Raw genomic sequence first — 20,127 nt, forward strand, 5'->3', positions numbered from 1 at the left:
CAGCACCCACACCCGCCACCAGATCCGCCACCGCAGCACGATCCGACACATCACACGCCACCACCGACACCTCAGCACCCAAACCACGCAGTTCATCGCACAGCTCAACAGCCCCCGGAGCCTCCACACCACGACGCCCCACCAACACCAAACTCCGCACCCCACGCGCCACCACCAGATGCCGAGCCACCAAACCACCCAAACCCCCAGTACCACCCGTCACCAACACCGTCCCCTCCACCACGCCCGGGACCACGCCCGACACCGTGTCCGAAACGGACTCGCCGGCCGCAACCTCCACCAGACGCGGGACCAGCACCTCACCCCCACGCACCGCCACCTCCGGCTCACCCGAGCCAAGCACCACACCCGCAACATCAGCGAACGAACCACCCGCAGGGTCCACATCCACCAACACGAACCGACCCGGATTCTCCGCCTGCGCCGCCCGCACCAAACCCCACACCGGCGCCACACACACATCCACACCCACATCACCACCCACCGCAACCGCACCACGCGTCACCACCACCAACGGACCAGCCTTGCCCTCCTCATCCGACAGCCACTCCTGAACCGCCTCCAACACCCCACCCAACACCGACCGCACACCCACCACCGGATCCACACCCACCGACACCGGCACCTCAAACACCCCACCAACACCAGCCCCAGCCTCAACCACCCCAGCAGCCACCAACGGCCGCCACACCACCTCATGCAACCCACCACCCTCACCCGACCCAGCCAACTGCTCCACCGACACCGGACGCGAGACCAACGCGCCGACTGTGAGGACAGGTTGCCCGGAGCCATCGGCCACCAGAACCGACACGCTGTCCTGTCCCGCCGGCGCAATCCGAACGCGGAGGGCCGATGCCCCTGCCGCATGCAGAGCGACGTCGGTCCAGGCGAAGGGCAGGACGGTCGATTCGTCGGTCCGTGAACCGTCATCGATGAGGGCCACGTGCATCGCCGCGTCGAGCAGAGCGGGATGCAGGCCGAAGCGCTGGGCCTCGTCGTGCTCCGAGTCGGGAAGTGCGACCTCCGCGTACAGCTCCTCCCCGGATGTCCAGGCAGCCTTGAGCCCCTGGAACACCGGCCCGTAGCCGTAGCCACGCTCGGAAAGGAGCTCGTAGGCTCCGTCGACGCTGATCGCCTCAGCGCCCTTCGGCGGCCACGCAGTCAGGTCTGCCACTGGGACTCTGCCGCCCACGGCAAGGACGCCTTCGGCGTGACGCGTCCAAGGGCCGTGTTCGGCACCGTCACCTCGTGAATACACGCCGACCGTACGACGCCCCGCCGGATCGGCGGCGCCGATCGCCACCTGAATCGCGACTCCGCCCTGCTCGGGGATCACGAGCGGCGCCTGCAGCGTCAGCTCTTCCAGCAGGTCGCAACCGACCTCGTCGCCTGCTCTGACGGCCAGTTCCACGAAGGCCGTGCCGGGAAGGAGCACGCTCCCCAGCACGCCGTGGTCGGCGATCCAGGCGTGATCGGCCAGAGACAGCCTTCCGGTGAGGACCATCTCGTCGGCCTGCGCCAGAGTGACGGCCGCCCCCAGGAGCGGATGATCGGTGGTTCCCAGCCCGAGCGAGCCGGGGTCGTTGCCGCCGAGTTCCGCCTCCATCCAGTACCGCTCACGCTGGAAGGCGTACGTGGGCAGATCGACGCGGCGGGCACCCGTGCCCTCGTAGAAACGGGACCAGTCGACCGGCACACCGCTCACGTGGAGCTGGCCCAGCCCGGTGACCGCCGAGGCCACCTCCGGGCGACCCTTGCGCACCAACGGAACGAAGACCGCCGCCCGCTCCGCGTCGACCGACTGCTGCGCCATCCCACACAGCACACCATCAGGACCGACCTCGACGAACGACGTCACACCACGCGACACCACGAACGACACCGCGTCCGCGAACCGCACCGCCTCCCGCACATGCCGCACCCAATACCCCGACGAACCCCAGTCCGCCGCCACATCCCCCGACACACCCGACACCACCGGAACCGACGGCACGCCGAACGACAGCCCAGCCACCACCGACCCGAACTCCGCCAACATCGGCTCCATCAACGGCGAATGGAACGCATGCGACACCCGCAGCGTGCTCGTACGACGCCCCTCACCCGCAAACTTCCCCACCAGATCAGCAACCGCCGCCTCAGCACCCGACACCACCACAGAACGCGGACCGTTGACCGCGGCGATACCTACCTCGGCATTCAGCAGCGGAAGGACTTCAGCCTCCGTCGCCTCCACCGCGACCATCGACCCACCAGCAGGCAACGCCTGCATCAACCGACCCCGGGTCACCACCAGCTCAGCCGCGTCGCCCAGGGTCAAGGCACCGGACACGTGAGCGGCCGCGATCTCGCCGACCGAATGGCCCACCAGGAAGTCCGGGCGAACCCCCCACGACTCCACCAGCCTGAACAGAGCCGTCTCCACCGCGAACAGGCCCGCCTGGGCGAACATCGTCTGGTTCAGCAGACCGGCGTCCTCGCCCCACACCACCTCACGCAGCGAACGCCCCAACCGGGCATCCAACTCCCCCACGACCTCATCGAACGCCGCTGCGAACACCGGATACGCCTCATACAGCTCCCGGCCCATCCCGAGACGCTGCGCGCCCTGGCCCGTGAACAGGAACGCGACCTTGCCCGCCGGCCGCACCGACCCCCGCACCACCGACGCCGAGACACCACCCTCGGCCAACGCCGTCAGACCCCGCACCAACTCCTCGCGGTCCGACGCCGCCACCACCGCACGATGCTCCAACACCGCACGCGACACCACCGACGAAAAACCCACATCCAACAACGACGATGGCTCGGAGATCCCCAACAGCTTCGCCGCCTGCGCACACAGCCCAGCCTCACTCCGCGCCGACAACACCACCGGAACCACCGGCAGCTCAACCGTCGCCAAAACCTCCGGCTCCTCGACCACCGGAGCCTGCTCCACGATCACATGCGCATTCGTCCCACTCAGGCCGAACGACGACACACCCGCACGCCGCGGCCGATCCCGCTCCGGCCACGCCCGCGACTCCGTCAACAGCTCCACGTCGCCCGCATCCCAGTCCACCTGCGGCGTCGGCACATCCACATGCAACGTCCTCGGCAACACACCGTGCCGAATCGCCTGCACCGCCTTGATCACACCACCCACACCCGCAGCCGCCTGCGTGTGGCCAAGGTTCGACTTCAACGACCCCAGCCACAACGGATCGCCCTCCGAGCGGCCCTGCCCATACGTCGCCAACAACGCCTGCGCCTCGATCGGATCACCCAACCGGGTCCCCGTCCCATGCGCCTCCACCAGATCCACCTGATCCGACGAAATCTGCGCATCAGCCAACGCCGCACGGATCACCCGCTGTTGCGACGGACCATTCGGAGCCGTCAGCCCATTACTCGCACCATCCTGATTCACCGCACTGCCCCGCAGCACGGCCAGGACCGGATGTCCATTACTCCGAGCGTCGGAGAGCTTCTCCAGGAGCAGGATGCCGGCCCCCTCCGACCAGCTGGTGCCGTCGGTGGCGCCCGCAAACGACTTGCAGCGACCGTCCTTGGACAGGCCGCCCTGCCGACTGAACTCGACGAAGACCTCAGGCGTCGACATGACCGCCACGCCTCCGGCCAGTGCCATCGAGCACTCGCCCGAACGCAGCGCCTGAGCCGCCAGGTGCAGCGCCACCAGCGACGACGAGCAGGCGGTGTCCAGCGTCATCGACGGGCCCTCGAAGCCGAAGACGTACGAGACGCGGCCTGACGCGATGGAGCCGGTAGCACTGTTGTGGGCGTAGTCGTGGTACATCATTCCGGCGAATACACCGGTCTTACTGCCCTTCAGTGTGGCGGGGTCGATTCCGGCCCGCTCGAACACCTCCCATGAGCATTCCAGCAGCAGCCGCTGCTGCGGGTCCATGATCAGGGCCTCGTTCGGGCTGATCCCGAAGGGAACCGGGTCGAACGTGTCTGCCGAGTAAAGGAATCCGCCCTTGTTGACGTAGCTGGTGTTCGGCCGCTCACCGTCCGGATCGTAAAGAGATCCGACATTCCAGCCGCGATTTTCCGGGAAATCGGATATCGCGTCCACACCGTCGTTCACCATGTTCCACAGAGCCTCCGGTGATTCGACTCCGCCCGGAAAGCGGCAGCTCATCGCGACGATGGCGATGGGCTCGCGGGCTGCGGACGACAGTTTCCTGTTGTGGGCCCGCAGACGGTCGTTCTCCTTGAGCGACGCGCGCAGTGCGGCGACCAGCTTCTCGTCAGAATTACTCATCGGGGCGCTCACATTCCCTGGATCGCGTCGTCAAGGCCGGAACCATCGAGTGCCATGCTGATCAGGCTCTCGGCATCCATCGAGTCGATGGATTCGGTCGAGTTCTCGTCGGTGCCCTCGGCCGGGTTCACCGGCTCGTCGTGCGCACCGGCCAACTCGAAGAGGACTTCCATCAGTCCCGCGTCCCTGAGCCGGCTCAGGGGAATTCCTTGCAGAATGCGTCGGACCCGCTCTTCTCCCACAGCCTGGGCGTCCGTCGCCGAGTCGGGACGCAGTTCCTCGGCGAGGTACTGCGCGAGCACGCGGGAGTTCGGGTAGTCGAAGACCAGCGTCGCCGGTGGCCGCAGCCCCGTGGCCTGGGCCAGGCCGTTACGGAACTCCACCGCAGCCAGCGAGTCGAACCCGAGCTCCTTGAACGCCCGGTCCGGCTCGATGGCCGAGGCACCGGCGTACCCGAGAATGGCGGCCGCGTGGGCCCGTACGAGGTCGAGCACCTGGTCCGTGCGCTCTTCGTCGGTCAGCGCGTTCATCCGCCGGCGGAACGCCGCCGCGCCGGACGCCGACGTGTCGGTGGCTCGGTGGCCACTGGACCGTACGAGCCCTCGGAACAGGTCAGGAAGGTCGTCCGGCTCCGGGGCGCCCGTTCCTGTGAGATCGACCCGCATGGTGACAAGTGCTGCTCCACCAGCAGTCTCGGCCGCGTCGAAGAGGGCAGTTCCCTCTTCGGCCGTCAGGGTGGCGATGCCGGTCCGGCGCATGCGCTGGGAGTCAGCGCTGTCCAGGCTGTCCGCCATGCCCCCGTCCGCCCACGGCCCCCAGGCGAGGGACTGAGCAGGGAGACCTTCCGTTCTGCGGTACGTGGCCAGCGCGTCCAGGAACGCGTTGGCCGCCGCGTAGTTGCCCTGGCCCGGGTTACCGATCACCCCGGCGGCGGAGGAGAAGAGCACGAAGGCCGTGAGGTCCATCCCGCGCGTCAGCTCGTGCAGGTTGAGCGCCGCGTCCACCTTCGGACGCAACACCGCCCCCACCCGCTCCGCCGTCAGCGAACCGATCACCCCGTCATCCAGCACCCCCGCCAGATGCACCACACCCACCAACGGCCGATCCGCCGGAACCGCACCCAGCACCCGCTCCAGAGACCCACGATCAGCCGCATCACACGCCTCCACCACCACCTCCGCACCCCAACCCGCCAACTCCTCGACCAACTCCCCCACACCCTCAACCGCACCACCACGACGACTCGTCAACACCAACCGCCGCACCCCACGCTCCACCACCAGATGACGCGCGAACACCCGCCCCAACGTCCCCGTACCACCCGTCAGCAACACCGTCCCCGCGGAATCGAACTCCACGACCGAACTGTCTCCGCCGGACGGCACGACACGTTGCAGTCGGCCCACATGCGCACGGCCTTCGCGCACCACCACCTGCGACTCGCCCAGCGCCACCACCCGGGCCATATCGGGCAGCGTGCCCAGCTCACCGTCCAGCAGCACCAGACGTCCCGGGTTCTCCGACTGCGCCGAGCGCACCAGCCCCCACACCGCAGCACCCGTCACGTCCAGCGGGCCGGCGCCCGGCAACGCGACCGCACCCACCGTCCGCACCACCAATCGGGCCTCGGCGAAGCGCTCATCGCTCAGCCACTCCTGCACCACATCCAGCGCCTCACACACCGCAGCCCGCACACCGTCCGCAGTGCCTTCCCCCACCCCACCGGCGCGCAGCGATTCGTACACCACCACGTCCGGCACGGCGTCCGAAGTCCCCGTCACGTCGTTCCAACGCCCCACCGTCAGCCCAGCCGCCTCGTCAGGACCGGGCAGCGTCACCTCCGGCCACTCCACCCCGAACAGGGAACCCCGCGCACCGGACTCCGCCGCCGCGCGCCTTTCGCCCTCCACCGAGCGCAGCACCAGCGAGTCCACCGACGCCACCACCCCGCCACCGGCCTCCGCCAGCACCACCGACACCCGGCCCTCACCCACCACCGACACCCGGACCCGCGCCACCGAAGCCCCCACCACACCCAACGACACACCCGACCACGCGAACGGCAACGCCGCCCCCTCACCCACCGCACCCGACAACGCCACACCGTGCAACGCCGCATCGAACAGCGCAGGATGCAAGGCGTAGGAGCCGGGCTCGATTCCTTCGGGGAGACCCACCTCGGCGAAGACGTGCTCGTCGGTCCGCCAGGCCTGGCTCAGCCCACGGAAGGCAGGCCCGTACCGCAGCCCGGCCTCCGCCATGCCGTCGTAGAAGCCGTCCAGGTCCACGGGCTCGGATCCGGCCGGCGGCCACTGCTCCGAGACCCAGGCCACATCCGCGGCCACGGGTACATCAGCGACGGCGACGAGCGACCCGGTGGCGTGACGCACCCACGGCAGATCCGTCGACTCACCTCGCGAGTGCACGGTCACCGACCGCCTGCCGGAGTCGTCGGACGCACCCACGACGACCTGGAGGGCGACGCCCCCCTGCTCCGGGAGCACCAGCGGCGCTTCGAGGGTGAGCTCTTCGAGCCCGGCGTACCCGACCTCCTTCGCCGCTCTCAGTGCCAGTTCCACAAAACCCGCGCCGGGGAAGAGCGCCGCGTCACCGAGCGCGTGGTCGGCGAGCCAGAGCTGGGACCCGGTGGACAGACGACCGGTCAGGATCACACGGTCGGCGTCGGGCGAGGTCACCACCGCGCTCAGAAGCGGGTGCCCGGCCGGCTCCTGCCCGATCGATTCGGGGTCGGCGCCGTGCTGCTCGCCCACGATCCAGTAGTTCTGGTGCTGGAAGGCGTACGTGGGCAGATCGACGCGGCGGGCACCCGTGCCCTCGTAGAAACGGGACCAGTCCACCGGCACACCGCTCACGTGCAGCTGCCCCAGCGCGGTGACCGCCGAGGCCACCTCCGGACGCCCCTTGCGCACCAACGGAACAAAGACCGCCGCGTCGACCGACTGCTGCGCCATCCCACACAGCACACCATCAGGACCGACCTCGACGAACGACGTCACACCACGCGACACCACAAACGACACCGCGTCCGCGAACCGCACCGCCTCCCGCACATGCCGCACCCAATACCCCGACGAACCCCACGCCTCAGAAAGATCCCCCGACACACCCGACACCACCGGAACCGACGGCTCGCCGAACGACAGCCCGGACACCACCGCCCCGAACTCCGCCAACATCGGCTCCATCAACGGCGAATGGAACGCATGCGACACCCGCAGCGTGCTCGTACGACGCCCCTCACCGGCAAACTTCCCCACCAGATCAGCAACCGCCACCTCAGCACCCGACACCACCACAGAACGCGGACCGTTGATGGCCGCGATACCCACCTCGGCATTCAGCAACGGAAGGACTTCAGCCTCCGTCGCCTCCACCGCCACCATCGACCCACCAGCCGGCAACGCCTGCATCAACCGACCACGCGCCACCACCAGCTCAGCCGCGTCGCCCAGGGTCAAGGCACCGGACACGTGAGCAGCGGCGATCTCGCCGACCGAGTGCCCGACCAGGAAGTCCGGGCGAACCCCCCACGACTCCACCAACCGGAACAGAGCCGTCTCCACCGCAAACAGGCCCGCCTGGGCGAACATCGTCCCGTTCAGCAGACCGGCATCCTCACCCCACACCACCTCACGCAGCGAACGGCCCAACCGGGCATCCAGCTCAACGAGCACCTCGTCGAACGCCGCCGCGAAAGCCGGGTACGTCTCATACAGCTCCCGGCCCATCCCGAGACGCTGCGCACCCTGACCCGTGAACAGGAACGCGACCTTGCCCGCCGGCCGCACCGACCCCCGCACCACCGACGCCGCGACACCACCCTCGGCCAACGCCGTCAGACCCCGCACCAACTCCTCACCGTCCGCAGCCGCCACCACCGCACGATGCTCCAACACCGCACGCGACACCACCGACGAAAAACCCACATCCAACAACGACGATGGATCGGAGATCCCCAACAGCTTCGCCGCCTGCGCACACAGCCCAGCCTCACTCCGCGCCGACAACACCACCGGAACCACCGGCAGCTCAGCGGTCACTGATGCTTCCGGCTCCTCGACCACCGGAGCCTGCTCCACGATCACGTGCGCGTTCGTCCCACTCAGACCGAACGACGACACACCCGCACGCCGCGGCCGATCCCGCACCGGCCACGCCCGCGACTCCGTCAACAACTCCACCGCACCCGCCGACCAGTCCACCTGCGGCGTCGGCACATCCACATGCAACGTCCTCGGCAACACACCATGCCGAATCGCCTGCACCGCCTTGATCACACCACCCACACCAGCAGCCGCCTGCGCATGCCCCAGATTCGACTTCAACGACCCCAACCACAACGGATCGTTCTTGGCCCGTCCCTGCCCATACGTCGCCAACAACGCCTGCGCCTCGATCGGATCACCCAGCCGGGTACCCGTCCCATGCGCCTCCACCAGATCCACCTGATCCGACGAAATCTGCGCATCAGCCAACGCCGCACGAATCACCCGCTGCTGCGACGGACCATTCGGAGCCGTCAGCCCATTACTCGCACCATCCTGATTCACCGCACTGCCCCGCACCACGGCCAACACCTCATGCCCCAGCCGACGCGCATCGGACAACCGCTCGACCAACAGCACCCCCACACCCTCCGACCACGCAGCACCATCCGCAGCACCCGCGAACGACTTGCACCGCCCGTCCTTCGCCAACCCCCGCTGCCTGCTGAACTCCACGAAGACCTCGGGCTCCGACATGACGGCCACGCCACCCGCCAGCGCGAGGGAGCACTCCCCGGAGCGCAGTGCCTGGATCGCGAGGTGCAGGCTCACCAGCGACGACGAGCAGGCGGTGTCCACCGTCATCGAGGGGCCTTCGAGGCCGAGTACGTAGGAGATGCGGCCGGAGGCGATGCCGCCCGTGCTCGCGTTGTGGGCGTAGTCGTGGTACATCATTCCGGCGAAGACACCGGTCCTGCTCTCCTTGAGGGAGAGCGGGTCGATGCCTGCCCGCTCGAACGCCTCCCAGGACGTCTCCAGCAGCAGCCGCTGCTGCGGGTCCATGATCAGGGCCTCGTTCGGGCTGATTCCGAAGAACGCCGGGTCGAATCCGGGGGCGTCGTCGAGGAACCCGCCGCGGGCGACGTAGCTGGTGTCCGGTCGTACGCCTTCCGGGTCGTAGATCTTCCGCAGGTCCCAGCCCCGGTCGGTCGGGAAGTCGGAGATGAGGTCGGCGCCGTCGGTCACGGCCTGCCAGAGGTCCTCGGGGGAGCCGATGTTGCCCGGGTAGCGGCACGCCATGCCCACGATCGCGATCGGGTCGTCGGCGTGGACGGCGGGGTTCGGGCGCACCGGGGTGGGGGTCGTCGCCGCGGGGGCGTCGGTCCCGGACAGCTCCGTCAGCAGGTGGCGGGCCAGGGCCGCGGGGGTGGGGTAGTCGAAGACGACGGTCGCGGGGAGGCGGAGCGCGGTGGCTTCGGACACCGCGTTGCGGAACTCCACCGCACGCAGCGAGTCGAAGCCGAGGTCCTTGAACGCCTTCTCCGGCTCGATGGCCTGGAGCGAGCTGTAGCCGAGGACGGAGGCGACCTGTTCCAGGACGACCTCCAGCACGGCGCCTTCGCGCTCGGGCTCGGCGAGGCGGGCGAGCCGCTGCTGGAGGCCGTTCGCCTCGACGTGGCCTGTGGCCCTGCGCCGCGTGACGACGGGAACCAGGGTGCGGAAGAGTTCGCGGCCGGCTGAGCCCTGGGCCCGTACGGCGGCGAGGTCGAGCTCCACCGGGACCACCACCGGACGGTCCATCCGCAGGGCGGCGTCGAAGAGGGCCACGCCTCGGTCCGAGGAGATCGGGAAGACGCCGCCGACGGACGAGATGCGGGAGCGTTCGGCCCCGGACAGCTTGCCGGTCATCCCGCTGGCCTCGTCCCAGAAGCCCCAGGCCAGGGAGTGTGCGGGGAGACCTTCGGCTCTGCGGTGCGTGGCCAGCGCGTCCAGGAACGCGTTGGCCGCCGCGTAGTTGCCCTGGCCCGCGTTGCCGAAGGTGCCGGCCACGGAGGAGAAGAGGACGAAGGCGGCAAGGTCCAGGTCACGGGTCAGCTCGTGCAGGTTGAGCGCCGCGTCCACCTTCGGACGCAACACCGCCCCCACCCGCTCCGCCGTCAGCGAACCGATCACCCCGTCATCCAGCACACCCGCCAGATGCACCACACCCACCAACGGCCGATCCACCGGAACCGCACCCAGCACCCGCTCCAGAGACCCACGATCAGCCGCATCACACGCCTCCACCACCACCTCCGCACCCCAACCCGCCAACTCCTCGACCAACTCCCCCACACCCTCAACCGCACCACCACGACGACTCGTCAACACCAACCGCCGCACCCCACGCTCCACCACCAGATGACGCGCGAACACCCGCCCCAACGTCCCCGTACCACCCGTCAGCAACACCGTCCCCGCGGAATCGAACTCCACGTCGGCGCTCTCCTCGGCCGACGGGACCGCGCGCGTCAAGCGGCCCACGTGGGCCCGGTTCTCACGCACCACCACCTGCGACTCGCCCATGGCGGCGACCCGCGCGGCCTGGTCGGTCACGTCATCCGATTCGCTGTCCAGCAGCACCACACGTCCCGGGTTCTCCGACTGCGCCGAGCGCACCAGCCCCCACACCGCAGCACCCGTCACGTCCAGCGGGCCGGCGCCCGGCAACGCGACCGCACCCACCGTCCGCACCACCAGTCGGGCCTCGGCGAAACGCTCATCGCTCAGCCACTCCTGCACCACATCCAGCGCCTCACACACCGCAGCCCGCACACCGTCCGCAGTGCCTTCCCCCACCCCACCGGCGCGCAGCGATTCGTACACCACCACGTCCGGCACGACACCCGACGAACCCGCTACCTCACCCCAACGCCCCACCGAGACACCGTCGACGGCTTCCGCGTCCGGCAGCGTCGCCTCGGGCCACTCCACCCCGAACAGGGACCCCGCCACACCCGACTCCGCCACGGCGCGCCGCTCTCCGCCCACCGAGCGCAGCACCAGCGAGTCCACCGACGCCACCACCCCGCCACCGGCCTCCGCCAGCACCACCGACACCCGGCCCTCACCCACCACCGACACCCGGACCCGCACCGCCGAAGCCCCCACCACACCCAACGACACACCCGACCACGCGAACGGCAACGCAGCCCCCTCACCCACCGCACCCGACAACGCCACACCGTGCAACGCCGCATCGAGGAGGGCCGGGTGGAGCCGGAAGTCGGTCGCGGGTGTGCCGGTGGGCAGGGCGGCCTCGGCGTAGATGTCGCCGTCGGCGCGCCATGCGGCGTTCAGTCCCCGGAAGACGGGGCCGTACCGCAGTCCCTCCTCCGCCATGCCGTCGTAGAAGCCGTCCAGGTCCACCGGCTCGGATCCGGCCGGCGGCCACTGCTCCGAGGCCCAGGCAGCGTCCTCGGATCCGTGCGCTCCCGGAGCCGGGGTCTCCGGAGCGAGGACGCCGGTCGCGTGCCGGGTCCACGGCTGGTCGCCGTCCTCCGTGCGGGCGTGCACGGTCACCGGGCGCCTGCCGTCGGAGCCTGCCGTGCCGACCGTGACGCGTACCGCGACACCGCCCCGTTCAGGGACGGTGAGAGGGGTCTCCAGTGTCAGTTCGTCGATGACGGCGCAGCCGGCCATGTCGGCTGCGTAGCCGACGAGCTCCACGTGTCCGGTGCCGGGGAAGAAGACGGAGTCGCCCACGCGGTGGTCGCCGAGCCAGGGGTGCGTGCCGAGGGACAGGCGGCCCGTGAGACTGAGCGCGTCCGTGTCCGGTGCGGACACCCGGGCTCCGAGCAGCGGGTGGTCCGCCGGTTCGAGACCGGCGGTCAGCACGTCGCCGGCACCGGTGGGGGCGGTGACCCAGTAGCGCTCGCGCTGGAAGGCGTACGTCGGAAGCTCCACGCGGGTGGCGGGCTCGGCGTCGTGGAAGAGGCTCCAGTCGACGGGGGCGCCGTGCACGTAGGCCTCGGCGAGTGACAGCGCGAACCGGGCGGGGTCTCCGCTGTGACGGCGCAGCGATCCGACGGCGGCGGCTCCGGACGGGGTCGTGGCGATCGTCTCTCCGAGGGCGATGAAGAGGCCCGGGTGGGGGCTGGCCTCGACGAAGAGGGTGAACCCGTCGTCGAGCATGGCCCGGGTGGTGTCCTCGAATCGCACGGTGCGGCGCAGGTTCTCGTACCAGTAGCCGGCATCGAGCGCCGTCGTGTCGAGCGAGCCGCCGGTCACCGTGGAGTAGAAGGTCGTGGTGGACGGGCGGGGTGTCACGTCGGCTATCTCGGCCAGGAGGCGGTCGCGGATCTCTTCGACGAACACCGAGTGGGAGGCGTAGTCCACCGGTATCCGGCGGGCCTGCACGCCCTGGGCCTCCAGATGGGTGTGAAGCTCGTCGAGGGCTTCCTTCTCGCCGCAGACGACGGTGGAGGCGGGGCTGTTGACCACGGCGATCTGAAGCCGGTCGCCCCAGCCGCGCATCACCGATTCGGCCTCGGCGGCGGGCAGTGCGACCGACATCATGCCGCCGCGTCCGGCGAGGTCCTGGCGGATGATCCTGCTGCGGAGGGCGACGACACGTGCGCCGTCCTCCAGCGAGAGGGCCCCGGCGACGCAGGCGGCGGCGATCTCTCCCTGGGAGTGGCCGACGACGGCGGCGGGCTCCACACCGCACGCGCGCCAGAGGGCGGCGAGGGAGACCATGACGGCCCACAGGACCGGCTGGACGACGTCGACCTCCTCGAAGGTGGGTGCTCCCGGGCGCTGGTGGACCACGTCGAGGAGGTCCCAGTCGGTGAAGGGGGCCAGCGCTTCGGCGCACTCGCGCATCCGGTCGGCGAACACCGGTGAGGTGGCGAGGAGTTCGACAGCCATGCCGGCCCACTGGGAGCCCTGGCCGGGGAAGACGAACGCGACCTGGGCGGGGCCGGTGGCGGTGCCCCGCACCATGTGCGGGGCCTTGGCGTCGGCCGCGAGCGCGTCCAGGCCGCTGAGCAGGGAGGTGGACTCGTTGCCGTCCGTGCCCGTGGAGTCCCCGGTGTCGAGGACGACGGCGCGGTGCTCGAAGGCGGTGCGGGTGGCGATCAGGGCGTGGCCGATGTCCCGTTGGCGGGCGGTGGCGCCGTCTCCGTCCCGTACGAACGAGGCCAGCCGCTCCGCCTGGGCGCGCAGACCCGCGGCGCTGCGTCCGGAGAGGAGGAACGGCGTCACGGGCATGGCAGGTGTGACGAATGTGCTGGATGAGTCGGGTGTCGTGGGCGTGGCGAACGGGAGCGTCCGGCCGTCCGTGAGCGGCCCGCTCCCGGCAGGCTGCGCGCTCGCCCCGTCGGACGCCGCTGCCGGTTCCGCGCTCGTCCCGCCGGACGCCGCTGCCGGCTCCGGTTCCGGTGCCTCCTGGAGGATCACGTGGACGTTGGTGCCGCTGAGTCCGAAGGCCGAGACGCCCGCGGTACGCGGGTGGCCCTGACGGGTCCAGGGTTCGGCCTCGGTGAGCAGGCTGACGTGGCCGGAGGTCCAGTCGACGTGGGTGGAGGGCTGCTCGACGTGCAGGGTTCTGGGCAGGAGGCCGTGGCGCAGGGCCATGACCATCTTGATGACGCCGCCGACGCCCGCGGCCGCCTGGGCGTGGCCGATGTTGGCCTTGAACGAGCCGAGCCTCAGGGGCTGTTCGGCGGTGCGGTCCTGGCCGTACGTGGCGAGCAGGGCCTGCGCCTCGATCGGGTCGCCCAGGGTGGTCCCGGTGCCGTGCGCCTCGACTGCGTCGACGTGGGCGCCGGGTACGCGTGCGTTGGCGAGGGCCTGGCGGATGACGCGCTGCTGGGACGGGCCGCTGGGGGCGGTGAGGCCGTTGGAGGCCCCGTCGGAGTTGATGGCCGAGCCGCGGATGACGGCGAGGACGGGGTGTCCGTTGCGGCGGGCGTCGGAGAGGCGTTCCAGCAGGACGATCCCGGCGCCTTCGGACCAGCCCGTGCCGTCGGCGCTGTCGGAGAACGCCTTGCACCGCCCGTCGGGTGCGAGGCCGCGCTGCTTGCTGAAGGCGACGAAGGGCGCTGCCGTCGACATGACCATGACGCCCCCGGCCAGGGCGAGGCCGCATTCGTCCTGGCGCAGGGCCTGGGCGGCGAGGTGGAGCGCGACGAGTGACGACGAGCAGGCGGTGTCGACGGTGAAGGAAGGGCCTTCGAGACCGAGGGCGTACGAGATGCGGCCGGAGATGACGGACGCTGCGCGCGCCGTGGCCATGTAGGCCTCGACGGCCTCCGGTACGCCTTCGGGGAAGTCGCCGTAGTCCTGGATGCCGGATCCCATGTAGACGCCGACGCGCCCGCCGCGCAGGGTCTCCGGGTCGATCCCGGCCCGTTCGAAGGCTTCCCAGGCGACTTCGAGGCTGAGGCGCTGCTGCGGGTCGGTGGCCTCCGCCTCCATGGGGCTCATCCCGAAGAACCCGGCGTCGAAGTCGCCCGCTCCGTCGAGGAATCCGCCCTGGTGCACATAGCTGGTGCCCGGCTGCGAGGCGTCCTCGCCCATGAGCTGGTCGAGGTCCCAGCCGCGGTCGTCCGGCATGCCCGACACGGCGTCGCGGCCCTCTGCCACCAGTTGCCACAGTTCCTCGGGGGTGGTCACCCCGCCGGGGAAGCGGCAGCCCATGGCCACGATCGCGATGGGTTCCTGCGAGGCGGCCTCGGCGTCCTGGAGGCGGCGCCGGGTGCGGTGCAGGTCGGCGGTCACCTTTTTGAGGTAGTCGAGGATCTTCTCGTCGTTGGCCATGTCGGTCTCACGGTCCTTCGGGGTCAGATGACGGCAGGGGTCAGATGACGGCAGCGTGCCCGTGTCAGGCGAGGCCGAGTTCCTGGTCGATGAAGGCGAGGACGTCGTCGGCGGAGGCCTCGTCGAGTGAGTCCCGTACGGCGGCCACCCCCGTTTCGCCGCTCTGGAGGGTGGTCAGTGTGTCGAGGAGGGTCTGCAGCCGTGAGGTGATGCGGATGCTGCGGATCTCGTCGACGTCCAGCGCCCCCACCAGTTCCTCGAACCGGTCGACCTCCGCGAGGACGGGCGTGGCGGTGTCGTCGCTGTCCGGGAAGAGCCGGGTGTGCAGGTGGTCGGCGAGTGCGGTGGGTGTCGCGTAGTCGAAGATCAGCGTCGCGGGCAGTCTGGCGCCCGTGGCGGCGGTCAGGGCCTGGCGGAGTTCCACGGCGGCGACGGAGTCGAAGCCGAGGTCCTCGAAGGCGCGTTGGGGGTCGAGTTGGGAGGCCGCGTCGTATCCCAGCAGGGTCGCGACACGGGTCCGTACGAGGTCGAGCACAGCGCGGCCGCGCTCGGCCGCGGAGAGGCCGGCGAGCCGGGCCATCAGACCCTCCGCGTCCGAGCCCGCCGCTGCGGGCTCGGCGGAGAGGATCCGGCGTACGTCGTCCAGCGCGTCGAGCAGGGGCCGGGGGCGGGCGAGCGTGTACGTGGGGACGAAGCGGGACCAGTCGAACTCGGCGACGACGAGGTGGCTCTCGTCGTGCTCCAGGGCCTGCTTCAGTGCGCCGATGGCGAGGCGGGGGTCCATGGCGGGGGCGCCGATGCGTTCCATCACGGCGGCGAGTTCGGCGTCGACCATGCCGCCCTGCCAGGAGCTCCAGGCCACGGAGGTGGCGGTGAGCCCGCGGGCCCGGCGGTGGTGGGCGAGGGCGTCGAGGCGGGCGTTGGCTGCGGCGTAGGCGGCCTGTCCGGCGCTGCCCCAGACGGCGGCGCCGGAGGAGAAGAGCACGAAGGCGTCGAGGGGTCGGTCGCCGAGGAGTTCGTCGAGGTTGCGGGCCCCGGTGACCTTCGCGTGGCCGACGGCCGCGAACTCCTCCTCGGTCAGTTCGGTGAGCGGTGCCATGCGCTGCATGGCACCGGCCGCGTGCACCACGGTGGTCAGCGGCAGGTCGTCGGGGACGGTGTCGAGGACCCGGGCCAGCGCGGCGCGGTCGGTGACGTCGCAGGCGGCGAGGGTCACCCGGGTGCCGGACTCCTCCAGTTCTGCGGCCAGTTCGCGGGCTCCGGCGGCGGCGCCGCCCTGTCGGCTCAGGAGCATCAGGTGCGGGATGCCGTCGGCCGCGAGCATGCGGGCGACGTGGGCGCCGAGGCCGCCGGTGCCACCGGTGATCAGCGCGGTGCCGTGCGAGGGGCGGGTCCGGACCGGGGTGCGGTCGCCCAGCGGGGCGCGGACGAGGCGGCGGGCGAGGATGCCGTCGGCGCGCAGGGCCACCGCGTCCTCTCCGGTCGCGCCCGAGAGCACGTCGCAGAGGCGGTGCAGGGCGGCCGGGCCGGGTTCGGCGGGGAGGTCGACGGTGCCGCCCCAGATCCCGGGGTGGTCGAGGGCGAGGCCGCCGCCGAGGCCCCAGAACTGGGCCTGGTCCGGGGCGGTCAGCTCCGTGGAGCGGGAGGTGGCGACGGCGGACCGCGTGGCGCACCAGAGCCTGGGGGCCTCCGGGGTGTCCGCGAGGGCCTGCACGAGGGTGACGGTGGCCGTGAGGCCGCGGGTGAGATGGGGGTGTGCGGGTTCGGGGCGGTCGTCGAGGGCGAGCAGGGACAGGATTCCGGCGGCGGGCCGCGCGGCGAGGCGGGCGGCCAGGTCTGCTCGGCTCAGGCCGGGGGTCGCTTCGACGACGTGCGGGGAGGCGCCGCGTTCGATGAGTGCGGCCAGGATCGCGGTGACCTCGGGGGTGTCGGTCTGTCCGTCGGCGACGGCGACGAGCCAGGGGGCGTCGAGCGCGGTGGATCCGGCGGGCGGTACGGGCACGGGCTGCCAGACGACGCGGTAGCGGAGGTCGTCGAGTGCTGCCTTCTCCTGGTGGAGGCGGCGCCAGCGTGCCATCGCGGGCAGGACCTCGCCGAGTGCGCTCTCGGTGACCGAGAGCCGGTCGGCGAGGGCCGTGACGTCCTCCCGTTCGACTGCTTCCCAGAAGGCCGCTCCGGCCGGGTCCGCGGCCTTGTCGGTGGCGTCCTGGGCCTCGGGGCGCTCCAGCCAGTGGCTGCGGCGCTGGAAGGGGTAGGTGGGCAGGGCGACGCGGTGGGCGCCGCGGCCCTCGAAGAAGGCGTTCCAGTCGACCGTGGTGCCGTGTGCGTGGGCGTGGGAGACGGCCGTGATCAGGGTGCGTTCCTCGTCGCGGGCACGGCGCAGGACGGGGACGCACAGGGTGCCTTCGGTGGGCGGCAGGCAGTCGGCTGCCATGGGGGTGAGTGCCGCGTCCGGGCCGATCTCGATGAACACCCGGACTCCTTCGGCGTGCAGGGCCCGTACTCCGTCGTGGAAGCGGACGGGCTCACGGACGTGGCGTACCCAGTAGTCGGCCGAGCTCAGTTCGTCGGGTCCGGCGAGCCGGCCCGTCACGTGGGAGACGACGGGGATGCGCGGTGCGTGATACGTCATCCGGGCGGCGACCTCGCGGAAGGCGTCGAGCATGGGGTCCATGAGCGGCGAGTGGAAGGCGTGCGACACGGCCAGCCGCTTCGTCCGGCGCCCCAGCGCGGCGAAATGTTCCGCGACCGCGAGCGTCTCCTTCTCCGACCCCGACACCACCACCGCCGACGGACCGTTCACCGCCGCCAGCCCCACCCCCTCACCCAGCAACGGGACCACCTCGTCCTCCGACGCGGCCACCGCCACCATCACGCCGCCACCCGGCAACGCCTGCATCAGCCGGCCCCGCGCCACCACCAACTCGGCCGCGTCCCCCAACGACAGCACACCCGCCACATGCGCAGCCGCGATCTCACCGATCGAGTGCCCCGCCACCACATCGGCCCGCACACCCCACGACTCCACCAACCGGAACAGAGCCGTCTCCACCGCGAACAGTCCCGCCTGCGCGAACATCGTCCCGTTCAGCAGACCGGCGTCCTCACCCCACACCACCTCACGCAACGAACGTCCCAACCGGGCGTCCAGCTCACCCACCACGGCGTCGAACGCCGCCGCGAACACCGGGAACACCTCATACAGCTCCCGGCCCATCCCGAGGCGCTGCGCACCCTGGCCCGTGAACAGGAACGCCGTCAGGCCCTCCGCGGAAGAGCCCGCCGACGTCACGACGTCCGCACTCTCCCGGCCCGCCACCAGGTCCGACAGCGCACGCACCGCCGCACCACGATCCGCCGCCAGCACCACCGCACGGTGGTCCAGCACCGCGCGCGTCGCCGCCAGCGAGTAGCCCAGGTCCACCAGCGGCTCGTCCGCGTGCGTCTCGGCATGGGCGAGCAGACGCCGCGCCTGGTCCGTGAGGGCGTCGGGTGTCTTGGCGGAGATCCGCAGCGGGATCAGCGAGGACGTGGACGTCACGGTGGGCGGGGCCGGCGCTTCGGCCTCCACGGCCGCGGGCGCCTCCTCGATGATGACGTGGGCGTTGGTGCCGCTGAGCCCGAAGGCGGAGACGGCGGCCCGGCGCGGGCGTCCGAGGTCGGGCCAGGCGATGGCTTCGGTGAGCAGGGAGATGTCGCCCGTGGACCAGTCGACGTTCGGTGTGGGGCCGTCCACGTGGAGGGTGCGGGGCAGGATGCCGTGGCGCATGGCCTGCACCATCTTGATGATTCCGCCGACGCCCGCGGCGGCCTGGGCGTGCCCGATGTTCGACTTGATCGAGCCCAGGTACAGCGGCCGGCCGGCGGTGCGGCCCTGACCGTATGTGGCCAGCAGGGCCTGTGCCTCGATCGGGTCGCCCAGGGTGGTCCCGGTGCCGTGTGCCTCGACGGCGTCGACCTGGTCGGCGGTGAGCTGGGCGGCTGCGAGGGCCTGGTGGATGAGCCGTTGCTGTGCCGGGCCGTTGGGTGCGGTGAGGCCGTTGCTGGCCCCGTCGGAGTTGACGGCGCTGCCGCGGATCACGGCGAGCACCTGGTGTCCGTTGCGCCGGGCGTCGCTGAGCCGTTCGACGACGAGCATGCCGACGCCTTCGCCCCAGCCGGTGCCGTCGGCGGCCGCCGCGAAGGACTTGCAGCGGCCGTCGGGTGCGAGGCCGCGTTCCTGGCTGAAGCCCACGAAGGAGGTGGGTGTGGCCATCACCGTGACGCCGCCGGCCAGGGCCAGGTCGCACTCGCCGGTGCGCAGCGACTTGACCGCCCAGTCGAGCGCGACGAGGGAGGAGGAGCAGGCCGTGTCGACGGTGACGGCCGGGCCCTGGAGCCCGAGGGTGTAGGAGACCCGTCCCGAGGCGACGCTGGCCAGGCCGCCGGTGCCGCCGTCGGTGGCGTAGTCGTGGTAGACGACGCCGGCGAACACGCCGGTGAGGGAGCCCTTGAGGGAGAGCGGGTCCACTCCGGCGTGCTCCAGGGCCTCCCAGGACGTCTCCAGCAGCAGGCGCTGCTGGGGGTCGGTCTCGCGGGCGTCCTTGGGGCTCATTCTGAAGAAGTCGGCGTCGAACCGGTCGGCTTCGTGGAGGAAGCCGCCCTCGCGGGCGTACGTGTGTCCGGGGGTGGCGGGTTCGGGGTCGTACAGGCCGTCCACGTCCCAGCCGCGGTTGACGGGAAAGGCCGTGATGCCGTCCCGGCCCTCGGCCACGAGGTCCCACAGCTCGTCGGGGGAGGTCACGCCGCCGGGGTAGCGGCAGCTCATGCCGACGATCGCCATCGGCTCGTGTTCCCTGGCCTCGGCTTCGCGCAGACGGCGCTTCACCTGCCGCAGGTCGGCCGTGGCCCGCTGGAGGTAGTCGCGAAGCTTGTCCTGGGTTGCCATCTGTACCTCAACCAATCTCGGTGCGGGTGTCGGCCGTGCCGGGCGGGACCGGTGCCGTGACCGGCGGGGTGTGCGAACGGATGGTGCGTGTCGGGGCC

The 20,127-nt window shown here is 70.9% G+C and carries 3 protein-coding genes; all 3 read right to left on the bottom strand.

What is annotated here, in order from left to right:
* The coding region (locus ACIQMX_RS00005; protein WP_402473992.1) for a beta-ketoacyl synthase N-terminal-like domain-containing protein at window positions 1-4,306 on the bottom strand (4,306 nt) is incomplete at its 3' end.
* A complete protein-coding gene (locus tag ACIQMX_RS00010; RefSeq protein ID WP_402473994.1) occupies window positions 4,303-15,102 on the bottom strand; it encodes an SDR family NAD(P)-dependent oxidoreductase in 10,800 nt (3,599 codons plus the stop codon). The genes ACIQMX_RS00010 and ACIQMX_RS00005, both read right to left, overlap by 4 nt.
* A 64-nt stretch (window positions 15,103-15,166) precedes the next feature.
* Window positions 15,167-20,044, bottom strand: coding sequence for a type I polyketide synthase (locus ACIQMX_RS00015; protein WP_402473996.1), 4,878 nt, complete (start codon window positions 20,042-20,044; stop codon window positions 15,167-15,169).
* Between the last annotated feature and the right edge of the window lie 83 nt (window positions 20,045-20,127).

It is taken from the genome of Streptomyces sp. NPDC091416, assembly GCF_044756845.1.
In the GTDB taxonomy this organism is placed as follows: domain Bacteria; phylum Actinomycetota; class Actinomycetes; order Streptomycetales; family Streptomycetaceae; genus Streptomyces.